At 60.9% G+C, this 19,514-nt stretch carries 14 protein-coding genes and 1 tRNA gene; 9 read left to right on the forward strand and 6 right to left on the reverse strand.

Going from position 1 to position 19,514, the window contains the following annotated elements:
• Positions 1-77: 77 nt before the first annotated feature.
• A complete protein-coding gene (locus tag Q1A07_RS05255) occupies positions 78-653 on the forward strand; it encodes a LysR family transcriptional regulator (RefSeq protein ID WP_299778435.1) in 576 nt (191 codons plus the stop codon).
• A gap of 287 nt (positions 654-940) precedes the next feature.
• Here Q1A07_RS05255 and Q1A07_RS05260 read toward each other — a convergent pair whose 3' ends face one another.
• Both Q1A07_RS05260 and Q1A07_RS05265 read right to left on the reverse strand, forming a co-directional pair.
• Positions 941-3,235, reverse strand: coding sequence for an adenosylcobalamin-dependent ribonucleoside-diphosphate reductase (locus Q1A07_RS05260; RefSeq protein ID WP_299778436.1), 2,295 nt, complete (start codon positions 3,233-3,235; stop codon positions 941-943).
• Positions 3,236-3,258: 23 nt separating this feature from the next.
• A tRNA-OTHER gene (locus Q1A07_RS05265) sits at positions 3,259-3,359 on the reverse strand.
• 152 nt (positions 3,360-3,511) lie between these two features.
• Between Q1A07_RS05265 and Q1A07_RS05270 the strand changes: the two genes are divergently transcribed.
• Positions 3,512-3,943, forward strand: coding sequence for a DUF1489 domain-containing protein (locus tag Q1A07_RS05270; protein WP_299778437.1), 432 nt, complete (start codon positions 3,512-3,514; stop codon positions 3,941-3,943).
• A gap of 3 nt (positions 3,944-3,946) precedes the next feature.
• Here the strand turns inward: Q1A07_RS05270 and hisG are convergent, their stop codons facing one another.
• From hisG to hisS, 3 genes are read right to left on the reverse strand one after another with little or no spacing between them, the layout of a single operon-like run.
• Positions 3,947-4,639 carry an ATP phosphoribosyltransferase gene (gene hisG / locus Q1A07_RS05275; protein ID WP_299778438.1) on the reverse strand — a complete coding sequence of 231 codons (693 nt, stop codon included), beginning with the start codon at positions 4,637-4,639 and terminating at the stop codon, positions 3,947-3,949.
• Complete coding sequence (locus tag Q1A07_RS05280) at positions 4,636-5,715, reverse strand: ATP phosphoribosyltransferase regulatory subunit (RefSeq protein WP_299778439.1); 1,080 nt, start codon at positions 5,713-5,715, stop codon at positions 4,636-4,638. The genes hisG and Q1A07_RS05280 overlap by 4 nt, the downstream gene beginning before the upstream one ends.
• The gene (gene hisS / locus Q1A07_RS05285; protein ID WP_299778440.1) at positions 5,712-7,364 is read right to left on the reverse strand and encodes a histidine--tRNA ligase; all 1,653 of its coding nucleotides are present in this window, start codon (positions 7,362-7,364) and stop codon (positions 5,712-5,714) included. Before hisS ends, Q1A07_RS05280 begins: the two co-directional genes overlap by 4 nt.
• 105 nt (positions 7,365-7,469) lie before the next feature.
• Here hisS and Q1A07_RS05290 point away from each other — a divergent pair, with 105 nt between their 5' ends.
• Positions 7,470-7,664: a SlyX family protein gene (locus Q1A07_RS05290; RefSeq protein WP_299778442.1), complete on the forward strand. Its 195-nt coding sequence runs from the start codon at positions 7,470-7,472 to the stop codon at positions 7,662-7,664.
• A gap of 15 nt (positions 7,665-7,679) precedes the next feature.
• Here the strand turns inward: Q1A07_RS05290 and dnaE are convergent, their stop codons facing one another.
• Complete coding sequence (gene dnaE, locus Q1A07_RS05295; protein ID WP_299778443.1) at positions 7,680-11,231, reverse strand: DNA polymerase III subunit alpha; 3,552 nt, start codon at positions 11,229-11,231, stop codon at positions 7,680-7,682.
• Positions 11,232-11,454: 223 nt separating this feature from the next.
• Between dnaE and xdhA the strand changes: the two genes are divergently transcribed.
• From xdhA to Q1A07_RS05325, 6 genes are all read left to right on the forward strand, one after another.
• Positions 11,455-12,828: a xanthine dehydrogenase small subunit gene (gene xdhA, locus Q1A07_RS05300; RefSeq protein ID WP_299778444.1), complete on the forward strand. Its 1,374-nt coding sequence runs from the start codon at positions 11,455-11,457 to the stop codon at positions 12,826-12,828.
• Positions 12,825-15,122, forward strand: a complete 2,298-nt coding sequence (gene xdhB, locus Q1A07_RS05305) for a xanthine dehydrogenase molybdopterin binding subunit (RefSeq protein ID WP_299778446.1) — start codon at positions 12,825-12,827, stop codon at positions 15,120-15,122. The genes xdhA and xdhB overlap by 4 nt, the downstream gene beginning before the upstream one ends.
• Complete coding sequence (xdhC, locus tag Q1A07_RS05310; RefSeq protein ID WP_299778448.1) at positions 15,119-15,877, forward strand: xanthine dehydrogenase accessory protein XdhC; 759 nt, start codon at positions 15,119-15,121, stop codon at positions 15,875-15,877. The genes xdhB and xdhC overlap by 4 nt, the downstream gene beginning before the upstream one ends.
• The gene (locus Q1A07_RS05315; RefSeq protein ID WP_299778450.1) at positions 15,874-17,388 is read left to right on the forward strand and encodes an ABC transporter ATP-binding protein; all 1,515 of its coding nucleotides are present in this window, start codon (positions 15,874-15,876) and stop codon (positions 17,386-17,388) included. The genes xdhC and Q1A07_RS05315 overlap by 4 nt, the downstream gene beginning before the upstream one ends.
• A 72-nt stretch (positions 17,389-17,460) precedes the next feature.
• Positions 17,461-18,543 carry an ABC transporter permease gene (locus tag Q1A07_RS05320; RefSeq protein WP_299778451.1) on the forward strand — a complete coding sequence of 361 codons (1,083 nt, stop codon included), beginning with the start codon at positions 17,461-17,463 and terminating at the stop codon, positions 18,541-18,543.
• On the forward strand, positions 18,544-19,464 hold the full coding sequence (locus Q1A07_RS05325) for an ABC transporter permease (protein WP_299778452.1): 921 nt from the start codon (positions 18,544-18,546) through the stop codon (positions 19,462-19,464).
• The last annotated feature ends 50 nt before the right edge of the window (positions 19,465-19,514 follow it).

The raw sequence follows: 19,514 nt of genomic DNA on the forward strand, positions 1-19,514 counted from the left end.
ATTCAAACGATAGAAATTGAGCACGAGGCTTAGAAAATCTCGGTCTACTCCGCCGAACGCCCGTGCTAGGAGACTCCATGACCTATCGAATTCCGTCCCTGAACGGCCTCAAGGCGTTTGAAGCGGCCGCGCGACACATGAGCTTCAAGGCGGCGGCCGCAGAGCTTGGGGTAACGGCCGGTGCCGTCAGTCAACAGGTTAAACGCTTGGAGATGTCTCTAGGGATATCGCTCTTCCGGCGGCTGCCACAGGGATTGTTGCTGACGCGGGAGGGTGCGGCCTACCTCCCCAATGTTTCGCGCGCTTTCGACGTTCTGACAGACGCAACCGAAGCTGTTGCCCCCGCGCTCAACGGTCGCAAGTTGAGTGTCGGCGTGGATCCTCTTGTCGCTGACCGTCTGCCAAACGGATGGCCCCGACATTCAAAGGAGCTTGAGCCCTATGTCCGGGAGACGCGGACAACGGATAACGTCTCACTGATCTGGTCTAACGAACTTGATGCACTGCTGCTTGCCGCCAAAACTCGACATAAAGCTCTTGTAGAGCGCGCCGTTTGCCTGAGTGGCACCACGGCGTCTCTTTACTTCGTAACCCGGCCTGGTCTGGCCGAGTGCCGTCAATCGCGCGCCATAGTTGAAGCTTTGGAGTTGTAGGAACCAAGTAGACTGCGACAGTATGAGGAATGGTTCCGAATTTTTGCAGTCACGAATGTCCTCACTGCGGGATGCGACTGCAGCATTTTGTCTTAGGCTGAGAGTCCGCCTGTAACCGCTCTGACCAAGTCCCAGTCTCGCACCTACCCAAATGGCATCCTCACAGCAATTCAGCTATCCCAATCAAAAAGAACCGGCGAAATATCTGCACTATACTCCAATGAACGGCAATTCATTGTGCAGTAATGGAAAAACTATGGGCCAATCTGCATTGCATTTCCTTCAAATCAACTACACTTGGAGTACCCACAGCTCCCACAAGTCATACACCCCTCAACCATGCGCAGATCGTATTGGCCGCAACTGCCGCACGCCTGACCTCGCGGCGCATCCAGGCCAACAACCTGCGCCTGCGGGTCGGACTTCAAGCCCATACCCTCACCTTCGATGAAGCCTGTTGCGATCATATGCTGCTCAATCACACCGCCAATCGCTGCGAGAATCGACGGAATGTATTTCCCCTGCATCCATGCCCCACCGCGGGGATCGAACACGGCCTTCAGCTCTTCGACGACGAATGAAACATCACCGCCACGACGGAACACTGCCGAAATCATTCGCGTCAAGGCGACAGTCCACGCAAAATGCTCCATGTTCTTGGAGTTGATAAACACCTCGAACGGCCGCCTGCGCCCGCCCATCACAATGTCATTGATGGTGATGTAAAGCGCATGTTCGCTATCAGGCCATTTGACCTTATAGGTATTGCCCTCCAACCCGTTCGGCCGGTCCAGCGGTTCCGACATATAGATGACATCGCCATGCGGCGTTGCCGGCTCTGCGTCTGAATTGGTGATGACTTCCGGTGCGTCTGCGGACGGCTTTTCCTCTGAAACACTCAAAACAGAACCGGTAACCGCATTCGGCCGATAGGTTGTGCAGCCTTTACAGCCTGTGTCCCAGGCTTGCATGTAGACATCTTTGAAGGCGTCGAAACCGATATCTTCCGGGCAGTTGATCGTCTTGGAGATTGAACTGTCCACCCATTTTTGAGCGGCAGCCTGCATCTTCACGTGATCCAAGGGCGCCAGCGTCTGGGCGTTCACAAAGTAATCCGGCAGTTCCGCATCCCCGAATTTCTCACGCCATAAGTTCACCGCATAGTCCACCACTTCTTCTTCCGTACGTGACCCATCTTTCTGCAGGACCTTGCGGGTGTAGGCATAGGCAAAAACAGGCTCGATCCCCGACGAGACGTTCCCGGCATAAAGGCTGATGGTGCCCGTGGGCGCTATCGAGGTCAGCAGCGCGTTGCGAATACCATGGGCACGGACCGCGTCACGCACGTCTTCATCCATCATCTGCATGGTGCCGGACGCAAGATACCCTTCCGCATCAAAAAGTGGGAAGGCCCCCTTTTCCTTTGCCAAATCCACCGACGCCAGATATGCGGCGCGGGCGATCCGGTGCAGCCAGTCCTCCGTCTGACGCGCCGCCTCGTCGGACCCATAGCGCAAGCCGACCATCAGCAACGCATCGGCCAGCCCCGTCACCCCTAGCCCGATACGCCTTTTTGCCCGCGCTTCCGCAGCCTGTGCCTCTAGCGGGAACCTGGAGGCATCGACCACATTGTCCATCATCCGGACGGCCGTGGCGACAAGCCCGGTCAATGCATCCACATCCAGTGCGGCACTCTCTTCAAAGGCATCTTTGACAAGGCGCGACAGATTGATGGAGCCCAGAAGGCAGGCACCGTACGGCGGCAAGGGCTGCTCGCCACAAGGATTGGTTGCCGCAATCGTTTCACAATAGTTCAGGTTGTTGGCGGCATTGATCCGGTCAATGAAAATGACCCCTGGCTCCGCATAATCATACGTCGCCTGCATGATCCGGTTCCACAGATCCAACGCGCGCACGGTCCGGTACGTCTTGCCATCAAAGGATAGCTCCCAAGCCGCATCCGCCTTCACTGCATCCATGAAGGGATCCGTGACCAGCACGGACATGTTGAACATCCGCAGCCGCGCCGGATCTGACTTGGCCGCAATAAAGTCCTCGATGTCGGGGTGGTCACAGCGCATCGTCGCCATCATCGCGCCGCGGCGCGACCCGGCGGACATGATCGTGCGGCACATGGCGTCCCAGACGTCCATGAAACTCAACGGGCCAGAGGCATCCGCGGCCACACCCTTCACATCCGCGCCCTTGGGCCGGATCGTCGAGAAGTCATAGCCGATCCCACCGCCCTGCTGCATGGTCAGCGCGGCCTCTTTCAGCATGTCGAAGATACCCCCCATGCTGTCGGGCACCGTCCCCATGACAAAGCAGTTGAAGAGGGTCACAGACCGCGCAGTCCCCGCCCCCGCCGTGATCCGGCCCGCGGGCAGGTATTTGAAATCTTCAAGAGCCGCGTAGAACTTCTCTTCCCAGTGATCGGGCTTTTTCTCGACCCGCGCCAGATCCTTGGCGATCCGCCGCCAGGTATCTTCGACAGTCGCATCCTTCGGCGTGCCGTCGGCGTCTTTGAAACGGTACTTCATATCCCAGATCTGTTCGGCAATCGGGGCGGAAAAGCGGGTCATGGGTGCAGGTCCTCAAGTTGATTTGGGCGCCACGACAGGACTTGAACCTGCAACCTTCTCACATTAGTCTTCCGAAACGCCAATCTCGGCCTCGTGAGCGCTCTTCCAATTGAGCTACGCGGCGAACTCTCCGATTACACAAAAGGGTGTGATCGGAGAGTATATTTACCCTAGATTCGTCCTGTTTTCCACAACAAGTTGAAGGTCAACCAGGCCAAACTAATATATATAGTGTATGGTGGAAGGGATTCTGGGGGTATGTCAGTGGGAAAACCTGTGGATAAAACAGTCAATCTGATCAAGCTCTCTGTGGGCTCGGAAAGCGTGGAGACGCTGATCGCTTGGCAGGCGAGCAAACGGGCACAGGGGCCTGACGGAATGCCCCGCCACATCACCCGCATGTGGCCGAAACGCGAAGCTGAAATCCTGAATGGCGGCTCGATCTATTGGGTGGTCAAAGGCACGCTGCAGTGCCGCCAGAGGATCATCCGCCTTGATGAGGTGATCGGCGAGGATGGTATCCGCCGGTGCGCCATCGTGCTCGACCCGGAGGTCATCCGCACGCAAAGCAGCCTGAAACGCCCGTTTCAGGGATGGCGTTACCTGCCGGTCAGCGATGCGCCTCCCGACCTGCCAAAAGGGCGCGCGTCCGAAGACCCGCTGCCCGTCGAGCTGAACCGCGCTTTGGCGGAAATTGGGGTCCTCTGATCCTCAACCGGTCAGCTGCGAAATCAGCCCGTCGATCACCACCCGATCCGCATCCGATACCGGCGCCACACGGCTGCGCCAAAGCGTGGCCTGCGACCGCAGAATGGGCTCTTCCCCCAGCACTTTCAGGTGGTTTGCCCGCAGGGTCTCGCCACTGGAGGTGATATCGGCAATCGCCTCCGCCGTTTCATTGGCCACCGTACCTTCGGTCGCGCCCTGGCTGTCCACCAGTGCGTAGTCGGCCACCCCACCGTGACGCAGATGCTCGCGCACCAGCCGGTGATACTTGGTTGCGATGCGCAGGCGCATGTTATGTACCGCGCGGAAGGCCGTTGCTGCCGCGTCCAGATCATCCAGCGTATCTACATCAATCCAGGCCTTTGGAACGGCCAGCACCAGATCGGCGTGGCCAAAGCCCAGTTCCTGCACGGGTTCGATCTGCTGCTCCCAGAGCGGCAACCTTTCCTGCACAAGGTCTGTGCCGGTTACTCCGAAATGCAAGCGCCCGGTTGCCAGTTCGCGGGGCACCTCTCCGGCAGAGAGCAGCACCAGCGACACCCCCTGAACGCCATTCACGGCACCGGCGTACTCGCGTTCCGATCCAGTGCGGGTCAGGGTCACTCCACGCTGACTGAACCAGTCGAAGGTCTTCTCCATCAACCGCCCCTTGGACGGCACGCCAAGCTTCACGGTCATGATTGCGCCTCCAGTTCCAACATCAGACCGGGTCGCAGCACCCCACCCACTGCCGGTATCTCAGCACCCTGCCCCAACCGCCGCGTCAGCGCGTCATAGCGCCCACCAGTCGCAAGGGCCGGCAGATCGGCACGGTTCGGGCTGAAGAAGCCAAAAACGAAACCGTCATAATATTCCATCGATGTGCGCCCGAAACTGGTCTCGAACGGCAGATTTTCCACGTCGACGCCCCGCGCCGCCAAAGCCTCCGCCCGCCTCGATATGCCATCCACCGCCGAAGAGATTGATGGCAGATCAACCGCGATGTCGCGCAGCTGCTCAAGCGCGAAGGGCAGTGTCTCCCGCACCCCCAACAGCGCATCGAGCAGGTCCACCTCGGCCGCACTCACCGGCGGTGCCTTGGCATCGTCGCGCAGCGTTTGGATGCGGCGATCGATCTCTGCCTGTGTGCGCTTGCCCACCAGCGGGGCGTCACAGGCGATATCGCCTGCCAGCAGTTGTTCGCGACGGGCAGACAGGGGCACGCGGCCAGAAAACCGGTCCAGCAGCGCCCGAAACCGGCGCGGACGCCAGATGTGGCGCAACAGAGCGGCCTTGCGCGGCTCGGTGGTTTTCAGCCCCCGCACGGCGGCGGTCAAAAGCCCGATATCCCCCGTTGCGGCGCGCAGGTTCAACGGGGCCACGGCCTGCGCGATCAGGGCAAACACCTCTGCATCGGAGGCGGCCGGATTGGCGCGATCAAACACCTCATAGCCGACCTGGATATATTCATTGGCGCGGTCCGGGTCGTGCTCCTGACGGCGAAACACCTCGCCGGAATAGGTATAGCGCGCAGGCTCCGCGCCGTCGGCCATGTGCATCTGCACCACCGCAACGGTGAAATCCGGGCGCAGCATCTGCTCCCCGCGCAGGGCGTCGGAGGTCACATAGGCGCGCGCGCGGATTTCCTCGCCATAAAGATCGAGCAGGGTCTCCGCCGATTGCAGAATTGGCGTCTCCACCGGCAGGGCCCCGGCTGCTTCGAAGCGCGCGCGCAACTCAGCTGCCCGCGCCAACGTTTGGGCGCGCGTGATCATTTGTCAGCGCCACCATCCGGCAGATCATGTTGCGCGAGGATGTCCCGCACCTTGACCACCAGGTCATCGCGCGGCACTTCGAACTGGCTGGGCCGGTCTTTCCATTCCTCCAGCGTGGCGCTTTCAGCAATCTGCGCGCCCAGGATCAGGTCCTTGATCTGGACGACGCCCCGCTCTTTCTCATCCCCGCCTTCGATCACGGCCACAGGGCTGCCGCGCTTGTCGGCGTATTTGAGTTGGTTGCCGAAGTTCTTGGGGTTGCCCAGATAGACCTCGGCCCGAATGCCAGCCTGACGCAGCTCCGCCACCATGGCCTGATAGTCAGCCATGCGGTCACGATCCATGACGGTCACAACGACAGGGCCCGCTTCGCTGGAATGCATCCGCCCCTTGGCCTGAAGTGCTGCCAGCAACCGGTCGACGCCGATGGAGACACCCGTGGCAGGCACCTCCTGCCCGGTGAAGCGCTTGACCAGATCGTCATAGCGCCCGCCGCCCGCCACCGAGCCAAAGTTGCGCGTGCGGCCTTTCTCGTCCTGAATGTCGAAGGTCAGTTCGGCCTCGTAGACCGGGCCGGTGTAGTAGCCGAGACCACGGACGACAGAGGGGTCGATGACGATGCGGTCGGGGCCATACTCACCAGCTTCCATCAGTTTTGCGATTTCTTCCAGTTCGTCTACGCCTTGTTGCCCAATCTGAGATGTGCCAACGATGTTCCTTAGGCGAGCGACAGTTTGTCGATTGATAGAGTATGAGAGATCATCCCCGTCCGGTTTCAACTGCTCTATATCAATACCAAACTTCTTTGCATCTCTGACCGCTTCGTAGGTACCGGCGCCCAAAACCCCATCGCTTTCCGCTCTGGCATAGTCAATTGCATATGCTCTCGCCAAAACAAAATCGAGAATACTGCTGATCTGCCTCTCCTCTAACTCCGCTCCCTCGGTGAAGTCCCCACTTTCATCTTTACGTCCCTGACCAAGCAGCGCACGCACTCCCTCCACTCCCAGCCGATCCAGCTTGTCGATGGCCCGCAGGACGATACCGCGCTCGCGTTCCTTGTCGTCGCCTGCAAGGCCTGCAACTTCGAGCACGCCGTTCAGCACTTTGCGGTTGTTCACGCGGATCACATAGTCGCCGCGCGGGATGCCAACCTCTTCGAGGCAATCGGCGAGCATCGCGCAAATCTCCGCGTCCGCCGCCACAGACGGCGCGCCCACTGTATCCGCATCACATTGATAGAACTGGCGAAAGCGCCCCGGACCGGGCTTTTCGTTGCGCCAGACAGGTCCCATCGCATAGCGGCGGTAGGGCTTCGGCAGGTCGTTCTGATGTTGCGCGTAAACCCGCGCCAAGGGGGCCGTCAGATCATAGCGCAGCGCCAGCCAGTCGCCCGGTTTGTCGGCATCCGCATCCTCCTGCCAGGCAAAGACGCCCTCGTTCGGGCGGTCCACATCCGGCAGGAATTTCCCCAAGGCCTCGACGGTCTCTACGCCCGAGCTTTCCAGCGCGTCGAACCCATAGCGATGATAGACCGCCGCGATCTTGCGCAGCATTTCGGTGCGCTGGGTGACCTCAGCGCCGAAATAGTCACGAAAGCCCTTTGGCGTTTCCGCCTTGGGCCGCGGGGTCTTTTTGGGTTTGGCCATGGTTCGCCCTCTGGCTTGTCGGTGTCGCGCGCGGTCTAGCCCAAGGGGCCAAGGGGGGCAAGGCGCGGTCTTTATCAGATCGCCCGCGCGTGCTAGGCGCAGGCCATGGAAAAACTGGAAGAACAGATTGCGCATCTGACGCGCACGGTTGAGGAACTGTCCGATGTGGTCGCCCGTCAGGAGACGGAGATCGCCACGCTCACGCGCCGGGTTGTCATGCTGATGCAGCGTGAGGGCGAACGCGAGGCGCAGGCTTCGGGCGGTGTTGTGGTCGGTGACGAACGCCCGCCGCATTACTAAGAAGCGCCACGGCCGTCAGATATCCTCGACCTCCAGCACCCCGGTCAGGGATTTGATCGCACCCTTGATCTGCGGGTTCACCACAAATTCCTGCCCAAGTGCGACCTCGACCTCGCCGGGCAGGCTTGAGTCCATCAGGCAGAATTCCACAGGTCCGCGCCCGGCTTTTCTGGCAGAGACGGTCGCGCCTTCCAGGACGCTCGCCACGGCTGCAATAGCCTCAGGTGCGTCAACGAAGATCTTGAGCCCGCTGCCACCGGCGTCAGCCACTACCGCATCCGCAGGCCCGACAGATCGGCCCAGCAGTTTGAGCTGGTCCGCCTCCATCGTCGCCTCGACCGTGACGATGACCTTGGACCCGGTCTCCAGATGCTCCCGCGCCGCCTCAAGCGTGTCGGAAAAGAGCGTCACCTCATAGGCCCCCGTGGGGTCAGACATCTGCGCAAAGGCGAACCGATTGCCGCGTGCGGATTTCCGCTCCTGCCTGCCTGCAACGATACCCGCCAGCCGCACATTCATCGCACCGGTCTGGGTGACTTTTTCGGTCAGTTCGTCCAGCGTCAGGAAAGGCACGCCGCGATCATTGGCTGTTTTGCGCTTCAACGGGGCCATATAGTCATCCAGTGGGTGGCCAGAGAGATAGAAGCCCACCGCCTTGAATTCCTCCCCCAACCGTTCGGCGGGCAACCAGTCCTGAACCGGGTGCAGCCGTGGCTCGGGCAGGTCTTCCCCCGCTTCGCCAAAGAGCGAGACCTGGTTGGAGGACTTCTGTTCATGAATGGCAGCGGAATAGCTCACCAAAGCATCCAGGGCGTCGAAAACACGGTGCCTGTTGGCATCCAGCTGGTCAAACGCGCCGGAGCGCGCCAGCATCTCCAGCGGGCGCTTGCCCACACGTTTCAGATCCACCCGACGGGCGAGATCAAAGAGCGTGGCAAAGGGTTTGTCAGGGCTGTTCTCTGCGCTTGGGTCCGCGCGACGCCCGTCGGTGATCAGCTTCATCGCCTCCAACCCGACGTTTTTCAACGCGCCCAGGGCGTAGACCAACGCGCCATCCACCACCTTGAACGTCGCGTCCGAGCGGTTCACGCAGGGCGGCACCCAGGGCAGTTGCAGCTGCTTGCGCACCTCTTCGAAATAGACTGCCAGCTTGTCGGTGAGATGGATATCGCAGTTCATCACCCCGGCCATGAACTCGACCGGGTGGTTGGCCTTGAGCCAGGCCGTCTGGTAGCTGACCACCGCATAGGCGGCGGCGTGCGATTTATTGAACCCGTAGTTGGCGAATTTCTCCAACAGGTCGAAAACCTCGGTGGCCTTCTTCTTGTCCACCCCGTTTTCCTGTGCACCCTTTTCGAACTTCGGGCGCTCCTTCGCCATCTCTTCGGCGATCTTCTTGCCCATCGCACGGCGCAGCAGGTCAGCGCCGCCAAGGCTGTAGCCCGCCATGACCTGCGCGATTTGCATCACCTGTTCCTGATAGACGATAATGCCTTGGGTTTCCTGAAGAATATCGTCGATCAGCGGGTGGATGGATTCCAGCTCGCGCAGCCCGTTCTTGACCTCGCAGTAGGTCGGAATGTTCTCCATCGGGCCGGGACGGTAAAGCGCAACCAGCGCCACGATATCCTCGATACAGGTGGGCTTCATGCGCTTGAGCGCGTCCATCATGCCCGAGCTTTCCACCTGGAACACGGCCACGGTCTTGGCGGAGGCGTAGAGTTTGTAAGAGGCTTCATCATCCAGCGGAATGGTGCCGATATCGTCCTCCAGCCCGTCAGGCGGCACGAAAAGCTCGGTCCCGTCCGCCGCGATATGCAGATGCCGCCCCGACGCCTTGATCTGATCCACCGCATTCTGGATCACGGTCAGTGTTTTCAGGCCGAGAAAGTCGAACTTCACCAGCCCCGCCTGCTCCACCCACTTCATGTTGAACTGGGTTGCGGGCATGTCCGAGCGCGGATCCTGATAGAGCGGCACCAGCGCATCCAGCGGTCTGTCGCCGATCACCACACCCGCCGCGTGGGTGGAGGCATTGCGCAAGAGCCCCTCGACTTGCTGGCCGTACTCCAGCAGCCGGGCCACGACCTCCTCATTGCGCGCCTCTTCGCGCAGGCGCGGCTCATCCGCCAGCGCCTTTTCAATGCTGACGGGCTTCACGCCCTCAACCGGGATCATCTTGGACAGGCGGTCCACCTGACCATACGGCATTTGCAAAACGCGCCCAATGTCGCGCACAGCAGCTTTTGACAAAAGCGCGCCGAAAGTGATGATTTGTCCCACCTTGTCGCGGCCATACTTCTCCTGAACGTACCTGATGACCTCTTCGCGGCGATCCATACAGAAATCGATATCAAAGTCCGGCATCGAGACCCGTTCCGGGTTCAGAAACCGCTCGAACAGCAGGTTGTAGCGCAGCGGATCAAGGTCGGTAATGGTCAGCGCATAAGCCACCAGCGAGCCCGCACCTGACCCCCGGCCCGGCCCTACGGGGATGTCATTGTCCTTGGCCCACTTGATGAAGTCGGCCACGATCAGGAAGTACCCCGGAAACCCCATGCCTTCGATAATGCCCAGCTCGAAATCGAGCCGTTTTTCATACTCCTCGACACTGGTCGCATGCGGGATGATCGCCAGCCGATCCTTGAGACCCGCGTGCGACTGCCGCCGCAGCTCTTCGATCTCATCATCGGCGAATTTGGGCAGGATGGGATCGCGCCTGTAGGCCTGAAACGCACAACGCCTTGCGATTTCCACCGTGTTTTCAATCGCCTCTGGAATATCCGCAAAAAGGGTGACCATCTCGGACTGGGACTTGAAGTAGTGCTGAGCGGTCAGGCGGCGGCGCGCATCCTGCTGGTCGACATAGGCCCCTTCGGCGATGCAAATGAGCGCGTCATGCGCCTCGTACATCTCGGATTTCGGGAAATAGACGTCGTTGGTGGCAACCAACGGCAGATCCATCGCATAGGCCATTTCGACAAAACCACGCTCGGTCAGGCGCTCCGCCTCCGGTTGCCCGGCTTCCGTGGGATGACGTTGCAATTCGACATAGAGCCGGTCGCCGAAATCCGATTTCAGCCGATCCATCACCTCCTGCGCTGCAGGTCTTTGCCCCGCCTGCAACAGCTTGCCAACCGGCCCTTCGGGACCGCCGGTCAGGCAGATCACATCTTCTGAATACTGCCCCAATTGGTCCAACGTCACCTGCGGTAGCGCCCCACCCTTGTCGATGTAGAGGCAAGAGTTGAGCTTCATCAGGTTTTCATACCCCGCCTCGCTCTGGGCCAGCAGCACCACCGGCGCGGGCAGGCGCGGCTTGTCACCCGGGCGTGTCTCGACATAGGTCACATCCACCTGGCAGCCAAGGATGGGCTGCACCCCCGCCCCTGACATCGCCACGGAAAACTCCAGTGCTGCGAACATGTTGTTGGTATCTGTGAGCGCCAGCGCGGGCATCTCCGCGTCACGGCACAGACCGGGCAGCTTTTTCAACCGCAGCGCCCCTTCCAGCAGGGAATACTCGGAATGGCTGCGCAGGTGAATGAATCGGGGATTTTTACTCATGCTGTGACACTAATTCAGCACGTGCACCGCCGCCAGCGGGAACACCCCGCGATGTCATTTTTTGAGCGCGCCAGCCAACCGCCGAGACGTCACCTCGCCTTTCTCCTTGCAAATCAAGGCAGCCCCCGCTTAGCCTCTGGTCCGTTACTGCTCGCCTCTCGTTCTACGCCGCATCGAACGACTGGCATAAGGAGCCCCTTGGTACCGCGGCGGATCTGACGGAATGGACATTGCGTTTCGCCTGAACGGAGAAACAGTGGCGCTGCAGGATGTGGCGCCCACCACGACCTTGCTGGACTGGTTGCGCGAGGACCGCGGCCTAACCGGCACCAAGGAGGGGTGCAACGAGGGCGATTGCGGCGCCTGTTCCGTGATGGTCACGGATGACACCGGCGCGCAGGCGCTCAATGCCTGCATCCTGTTCCTGCCCCAGCTCAATGGCAAGGCGGTGCGCACGGTGGAGGGGATTGCAGCGCCGGATGGCAGTCTGCACCCGGTGCAAAAGGCGATGGTGGATCATCACGGCAGCCAGTGCGGATTTTGCACACCGGGGTTCATTGTCTCGATGGCCACAGCCCATCTGCAGGGCAGGACGGATCATGACACGCAATTGGCCGGCAACCTGTGCCGCTGCACGGGCTATGCGCCGATCATTCGCGCCGCCGTTGCCGCCGAAGACGCCTCTGTTCCGGCGCATATGCACGATGAGCCGGTGGAGAAAGCGGCGTCTGATCCGGGCGGGCTCTCCGTGCAGCCCCGCTCTGCGGATGAGCTGGCGGCATGGTATCTGAACCACCCGGAGGCCACGCTGATCGCCGGGGCCACGGATGTCGGTCTCTGGGTCACCAAGCAGTTTCGCGATCTGGGGCCCGTCGCCTTTCTGAACGGATGCGCCGATCTTACAGGGATCGAAGAGAGTGCAGAGGGCCTGCGGATCGGGGCCATGACCACCCTGACGGACATGGAAACTGCAATTGAACCGCTCTACCCGTCTTTTGCGGCGATGATCCGGCGGTATGGCTCGGTACAGGTGCGCAATGCGGCCACCATCGGTGGCAATATCGCCAATGGCTCGCCGATCGGGGACGGCCCGCCTGCGCTAATCGCGCTGGGGGCGACATTACATTTGCGCCAGGGCCAGACACGGCGCAGCCTGCCTCTGGAGGACTTCTTTCTTGACTATGGCAAACAGGACCGGAACCCCGGTGAATTTATCGAAGCCATCACCATTCCGCATCAGCCGGACAGGTTGCGGTGCTACAAACTGTCAAAACGGTTTGATCAGGACATTTCCGCCCTCTGCGCCTGCCTGTCGATCACCGTGGACAGCGGCCAGGTCAGTGGCGCGCGTCTTGCCTTTGGCGGCATGGCGGGCATCCCGAAACGCGCGGCGGCGGCGGAAGCCGCCTTGGCTGGCGCCCCGTGGACCGAAGATACTGTGCGGTCTGCGATGCAGGCGCTGGCAGAGGATTTCCAGCCCCTCTCAGACATGCGGGCCAGCGCGGCGTATCGCCTGAAAACCGCGCAGAACATGCTGCTGCGGTACTGGCATGCCGATCAGGGCACCATGGTCAACCCGCTGGAGGTGACCCCATGAGCGTCGCCAAATCGCTGCCCCATGATGCCGCGTTGCTGCACGTCACCGGCGCGGCGCGCTATGTGGATGACATTCCTGCGCCCAGGGATGCGTTGCATCTGGCCTTTGGTCTGTCCCAGATTGCGGCGGGTGATCTGACCGGCATGGATCTGTCCCGCGTACGCGCCGCGCCGGGGGTTGTTGCGGTTCTGACGGCGCAGGATTTACCATTCGAGAATGACGTCTCCCCCTCCAACCATGATGAACCGCTGCTGGCCACTGGGTCTGTGCAGTACGTCGGCCAGCCCTTGTTTGTCGTTGCAGCCACCTCGCATTTGGCCGCGCGTCAAGCCGCCCGGCTAGGCGATGTGGACATCACGCCCGGCAAGCCAATTCTGAGTATCGAAGACGCGCTGGCGCGTAACAGCCGGTTTGAAGACGGGCCGCGCATTTACGGACGCGGGGACGTGGATCAGGCGCTGCAGGCCGCGCCACATAACATCAGTGGCCAGCTTGAGGTTGGCGGACAGGAACATTTCTATCTCGAAGGGCAAGCGGCCCTCGCGCTACCGCAGGAAGGTGGTGACATGGTGGTGATGAGTTCTACCCAGCACCCCACCGAAATCCAGCACAAGGTGGCCGAAGCGCTTGGCAAACCGATGCATGCCGTCCGGGTGGAAACCCGACGCATGGGCGGTGGTTTTGGCGGCAAGGAAAGTCAGGGCAATGCGCTGGCCGTGGCTTGTGCCGTTGTCGCGCAGGCCACCGGACGCCCTTGCCGCATGCGGTACGACCGCGATGACGATATGATCATCACCGGCAAGCGCCATGATTTCCGCATCGACTATACTGTCGGTTTCGATGACGACGGCGGCGTGTTGGGGATCGATTTCACCCATTATGCCCGCTGTGGATGGGCGCAGGACTTGTCCCTGCCGGTGGCGGATCGGGCCATGTTGCACGCCGATAACGCCTATTTCCTGCCCGCCGTGCGCATCACCAGTCACCGACTGAAAACCAACACGCAGAGCGCGACGGCCTTCAGGGGGTTCGGCGGGCCGCAGGGTATGCTGGGCATCGAACGGGTGATGGATCATATCGCCAGCCATCTCGGGCGCGAACCACTTAGCGTGCGGCGCCGGAACTTTTATGCCTCCGGCGGGGATACTTCCGGCCAGAAGAAACGCGGCGTGACGCCCTATGGCCAAGCGGTTGAGGATTTTATCCTGCCTGAGATGACGGACGCGCTTGTGACGTCCAGCGATTATGAAACCCGCCGGGCATCGGTAGCGTTATGGAACGCGCTAAACCCGATCCTCAAGAAAGGAATCGCGCTGACACCGGTCAAATTTGGCATCTCCTTCACGCTCACCCATCTCAATCAGGCGGGCGCGCTGGTGCATGTCTATCAGGATGGCTCGATCCACCTGAACCACGGCGGCACGGAGATGGGACAGGGCCTGTTCCAGAAAGTGGCGCAGGTGGCGGCGGCCAGATTTGGCGTGGACGTGGCGCAAGTGAAGATCACCGCGACCGACACCGGAAAAGTGCCGAATACCTCCGCAACCGCCGCCTCCTCCGGCAGTGATCTGAACGGCATGGCGGTTCAGGCAGCTTGCGACACCATACGGGAGCGCATGGCGGATTTGTTAGCCGAACGACATCAGTGTTCTGCTGCCGAGGTTGTTTTCCGGGAGGGTTCAGTTGAGGTCGCGGGCGCGCGCTATAGTTTCGCCGAAGTGGCGCAGATGGCCTATTTCGCCCGTGTCAGCCTGTCAGCAACAGGATTCTATAAAACACCCAAAGTGCAATGGGACCGGATCAAGGGTGAGGGCCGTCCGTTTTTCTACTTCGCCTACGGCGTGGCGGTGACAGAGGTCGTGATCGACACGTTGACCGGCGAAAACCGTATCCTGCGGGTGGACATTCTGCATGATGTGGGAAGCTCGCTGAACCCAAGCCTCGACATTGGCCAGATCGAAGGTGGTTATGTGCAGGGCGCAGGCTGGCTGACCACCGAAGAGCTGGTTTGGGATGATGCAGGCCACCTGCACACGCATGCACCCTCGACCTACAAGATCCCCGCCTGTTCCGACCGACCGGACGTCTTCAATGTCGCGCTCTGGAAGGGCGAAAACCGGGAAGAAACGATTTATCGCTCCAAGGCGGTGGGAGAGCCGCCACTGATGCTGGGCATCTCTGCCTATGCAGCACTCTGCGATGCGGTGCAGGCCTGCGGGCCAGCCTATGCCGACCTGCAGACACCAGCCACAGCCGAAGCCGTTTTCGCGGCGGTGCAAAGGACCCGACAGTGAGCGCGCTCTATGTCGAAATCCTCGCCACCAAGGGCTCGACCCCGCGTGATGCGGGTACGGCAATGAAGGTGACGGCAACGGAGACCTTCGGCACGATCGGCGGCGGCGCGCTGGAGTATGACGCCACCGCGCGGGCCCGTGCCATTCTCGCGGCGGATGGACCGGAGGAGACACAGACCCTGCCCCTTGGTCCTGGTCTCGGGCAATGCTGCGGTGGCTCGGTGACCTTGCAGTTTACGCGCACGCCGCGACCGACAGACCAGATCGATGCGACGCGGGATACGACCCGCGAAACCCAAGCGTATACGGCCCCGATGTGGATCTGGGGCGCCGGACATGTGGGTCGGGCGGTCGTTAGGGCGTGTCCCTCCCACAGCTTCAAAATCACCTGGATCGACAGCGCCGCAGACCGCTTTCCCGCCGAGGTTCCAGAGGCTGTCACCGTCACTCTTGCCAGTGACATGCCGATGCTCGCAGCGCATGCACCAGCCGATGCACATCACCTGATCTTCACCTATTCGCATGACATCGATCTCGCCCTTTGTGCTGCGCTGCTGAAACGCGGATTTGCCTCTTGCGGCTTGATCGGCTCGGACACCAAATGGGCGCGGTTTCAAAAACGCCTGAGGGCAGCGGGGCTTGACCCGGCGCCTGTCACCTGCCCTATCGGCGACAAATCTCTCGGCAAACACCCCGATGCTATTGCCCGTGGCACCGTGGGCATGTTGCTTTCACAGCTTAAGGCTCCCGCATGACCCCGCTCCTGTCTCTCGCTGGTCTGACCAAGGCCTACCCCGGCGTCGTGGCCAATGACGACGTCTCGCTGTCCATCGCACCGGGTGAAGTCCATGCATTGCTGGGCGAAAACGGCGCCGGCAAATCAACGCTGGTGAAAATGATCTATGGGCTGGTGAAACCCGATCAGGGCGAGATGCAGATGCACGGGCGCCCCTTTGCACCATCGGAACCACGCGCCGCCCGCGCGGCGGGTGTCGGTATGGTGTTCCAGCACTTCTCGCTCTTTGATGCCTTGACCGTAGCCGAAAACATCGCGCTCGGGATGGAGAACGCCCCGAAGTTGAGAGACCTCGCGCAGCGGATCAGGGAGGTTTCGGACACCTACGGGTTGCCGCTCTCACCCGACAGGATTGTCGGTGATCTCTCCGCAGGAGAGCGCCAACGGGTTGAGATCATCCGCTGCCTTTTGCAGCAACCCAAGCTGCTGATCATGGATGAGCCCACGTCTGTTCTGACCCCGCAAGAGGTCGATATCCTGTTCGAAACACTGCGCAAGCTCAGCGCGGAGGGTACGGCAATTCTCTATATATCTCATAAGCTTGAAGAAATTCGTACGCTCTGTGACGCAGCGACGATCCTGCGGCTGGGGAAAGTGGTCGGCGACTGCATCCCGCGCGAGACGACCGCGCGGGACATGGCCGAAATGATGGTGGGAAAGGTGCTTGGCACGCCGACGCGAACCGCCGTTGTGCAGGAGGATGTTGTGTTGGCAGTGAATGGCCTGTCGCGCCCATCGCCCTCCGCCTTCGGGATGCCATTGCGCGACATATCCATTACACTGCGCAAGGGCGAAGTGTTGGGCATTGGCGGGGTTGCCGGGAACGGACAGGACGAATTGCTGGCAGCGCTCTCGGGTGAAATGCTGTCGCCGCCCGGGATGATCACCTTCAAGGACAATGACATCGGTGCATTGGGTCCAAATGCCCGGCGTACCCGTGGCGTGCTGGCAGCACCCGAAGAACGGTTGGGCCATGCAGCAGCCCCGGATATGTCACTGACCGAAAACGCCATGCTGACCGGTGCAGCCCGCGAAGGTTTGGAAAAACACGGGTTCCTGAATTGGTCCGCCGCGCGAAGCTTTGCCGAGCGGATCATCGAGGCATTCGACGTACGCACGCCGAGCCCCGGGAATGCGGCACGATCACTCTCCGGGGGGAACTTGCAGAAATTCGTGATTGGACGAGAAGTGCTGCAACGCCCGGAGGTGTTGGTGGTCAACCAACCGACATGGGGCGTAGATGCCTCTGCCGCAGCGTCCATACGACAGGCGCTGCTTGATCTCGCCACCGAGGGAGCGGCCGTGATCGCGATCAGCCAGGACCTTGATGAGCTGATGGAAATTGCGGACCGCTTTGCCGCGCTGAACGAGGGGCGGTTGTCTGCGCCACAACCCACCGGCGGTCTGAGTGTGGAGCAGATCGGGCTGATGATGGGCGGCGCCCACGGTATGGAGGTAGCACATGTGTAGCCTGTTACACCAAAAGACATTTCTTGCCTTCGGCGAGGATATTTCCAGCCAGAAGAAACATAGGCCAATCCCATGATCTGGTTGGAGAAGCGGCCACAGCCGAGCCGGTTTTTTGCCTATGTCACCCCCCTATTGGCAGTCTTGGCGACGTTCTTGTTCGGTGGGCTTTTGTTCGCAGCACTTGGCAAGGATCCAGTGCAGTCGATTGTGACGATTTTCTGGGAGCCGCTGTTTGGTGAGTTCGCGTTTTACTATCGCCCGCAACTGCTGATTAAAGGCGCGCCGCTGGTGCTGATCGCCATCGGTCTCAGCCTCGGGTTCAAGGCCGGGATCTGGAACATCGGTGCCGAAGGTCAATACATCATGGGCGCGCTGTTCGGGGCCGGTATGGGGTTGGCGTTTTACCCCGCAGAGAGTGTGCTGATCTTTCCCGCCATGGTTCTCGCAGGGGCGTTTGGTGGTTGGATCTGGGCAATGATTCCGGCCTTGCTGAAGGTCCGCTTCGGCACCAACGAGATCCTCGTTTCGCTGATGCTGGTCTACGTCGCCGAGCAGTTTCTCGCCTCCATGTCGTTGGGACTGCTGAAGAACCCCGAGGGGTTCGGCTTTCCGGGCAGTCGCAATCTGCAGCAATATGACAGCGCCCATAACGCCGAAATCATTGCCGGGTCCGGTATGCACTGGGGTGTGGTTGCAGCACTGATCGCGGTGATTTTTGCCTATGTGCTGCTGGCCCGGCACCGGCTTGGCTTTGCGGTGCGGGTCACCGGGGAAGCGCCGCGCGCCGCGCGGTTTGCCGGTGTGAACCCCAGCCGCCTCATCCTCTTTTGCCTTGGCACCTCCGGCATGCTGGCGGGGCTGGCGGGACTGTTCGAGGTCGCCGGCCCGGCGGGACAAGTCAGTATCGACTTCAACGTGGGCTATGGGTTTACCGCCATTATTGTTGCCTTTCTCGGTCGGTTGCACCCGGTCGGGATCGTGCTGGCAGGCTTGCTGATGGCGCTGACCTACATCGGCGGCGATATCGCACAAAGCCAGTTGGGCCTGCCCGCCGCCGCCATTCAGGTGTTTCAGGGCATGTTGCTGTTCTTCCTGCTGGCACTCGATCTTTTCACCAATTACCGGCTGCGGTTTGGCCGGGCGGAGACTGTCTAGATGGATCTTTCTGTCATCAATCCGATCCTTCTGATTGCGGCCCTGATGAGCGCGGCAACCCCAATCCTGCTCGCGGCCACCGGGGAACTGGTGGTTGAACGGGCGGGCGTGCTCAACCTCGGCGTCGAAGGCATGATGATCCTCGGGGCCATCTGCGGCTTTGCCATCGCCGTGGAGACCGGATCACCGCTGACGGGCTTTCTGGCGGCCGCAGCAGGAGGCGCGCTTCTCAGCCTGCTCTTTGCGCTGCTGACCCAGGTGGCACTCGCCAATCAAGTAGCCTCCGGCCTCGCGCTCACCCTCTTCGGCTTAGGGCTCTCTGCGCTTCTGGGGCAGGGATATGTAGGGGTCAAACCGCCCCGGATGCCGGATATCAACTTTGGTTTTCTCACGGATATTCCCATTACTGGGCCGATCCTCTTTTCCCACGATCCGGTACTTTACTTTGGGCTGCTGCTGGTAGCCGCAGTCTGGGCCACACTGAAATTCACCCGCGTGGGTCTCATCCTGCGCGCGGTCGGGGAAAACCACGATGCCGCTCACGCGCTCGGCTACAAAGTCGTTCGCATCCGCACGCTGGCGATCATGTTCGGCGGGGCCTGCGCGGGGATGGGCGGCGCTTACATCAGCCTGATCCGCGTGCCGCAATGGACCGAAGGCATGACCGCGGGTGTCGGATGGATTGCGCTCGCACTGGTGGTATTCGCCAGTTGGAAGCCATGGCGTGTGCTGCTGGGTGCCTATCTTTTTGGCGGGATCACGCAATTGCAACTCAATCTGCAGGGCGCGGGCGTTGCCATTCCCGTCGAATATCTGGCAATGTCGCCTTACATTATCACCATCGTCGTGCTGGTCATCCTTTCTGCGGATAAAAGCGCGGCGCCCGGTTCTCTGGGCCGGACATTCCACGCCTCTCACTAGGGGCCAATCAACGCCTCGGATAAGGGGCGGTTCAACATGGGGAAGACCTG

The sequence above is a fragment of the uncultured Roseobacter sp. genome (assembly GCF_947492555.1).
Taxonomy (GTDB): domain Bacteria; phylum Pseudomonadota; class Alphaproteobacteria; order Rhodobacterales; family Rhodobacteraceae; genus Roseobacter.

What these genes read in the sequence shown, in the direction of transcription:
- Q1A07_RS05255 (WP_299778435.1), top strand. Translation starts at nt 78, where the DNA reads ATGACCTATCGAATTCCGTCCCTGAACGGCCTCAAGGCGTTTGAAGCG.
- Q1A07_RS05260 (WP_299778436.1), bottom strand. Translation starts at nt 3,235, where the DNA reads ATGACCCGCTTTTCCGCCCCGATTGCCGAACAGATCTGGGATATGAAG.
- hisG (WP_299778438.1), bottom strand. Translation starts at nt 4,639, where the DNA reads ATGACCGTGAAGCTTGGCGTGCCGTCCAAGGGGCGGTTGATGGAGAAG.
- Q1A07_RS05280 (WP_299778439.1), bottom strand. Translation starts at nt 5,715, where the DNA reads ATGATCACGCGCGCCCAAACGTTGGCGCGGGCAGCTGAGTTGCGCGCG.
- hisS (WP_299778440.1), bottom strand. Translation starts at nt 7,364, where the DNA reads ATGGCCAAACCCAAAAAGACCCCGCGGCCCAAGGCGGAAACGCCAAAG.
- Q1A07_RS05290 (WP_299778442.1), top strand. Translation starts at nt 7,470, where the DNA reads ATGGAAAAACTGGAAGAACAGATTGCGCATCTGACGCGCACGGTTGAG.
- dnaE (WP_299778443.1), bottom strand. Translation starts at nt 11,231, where the DNA reads ATGAGTAAAAATCCCCGATTCATTCACCTGCGCAGCCATTCCGAGTAT.
- xdhA (WP_299778444.1), top strand. Translation starts at nt 11,455, where the DNA reads ATGGACATTGCGTTTCGCCTGAACGGAGAAACAGTGGCGCTGCAGGAT.
- xdhB (WP_299778446.1), top strand. Translation starts at nt 12,825, where the DNA reads ATGAGCGTCGCCAAATCGCTGCCCCATGATGCCGCGTTGCTGCACGTC.
- Q1A07_RS05315 (WP_299778450.1), top strand. Translation starts at nt 15,874, where the DNA reads ATGACCCCGCTCCTGTCTCTCGCTGGTCTGACCAAGGCCTACCCCGGC.
- Q1A07_RS05320 (WP_299778451.1), top strand. Translation starts at nt 17,461, where the DNA reads ATGATCTGGTTGGAGAAGCGGCCACAGCCGAGCCGGTTTTTTGCCTAT.
- Q1A07_RS05325 (WP_299778452.1), top strand. Translation starts at nt 18,544, where the DNA reads ATGGATCTTTCTGTCATCAATCCGATCCTTCTGATTGCGGCCCTGATG.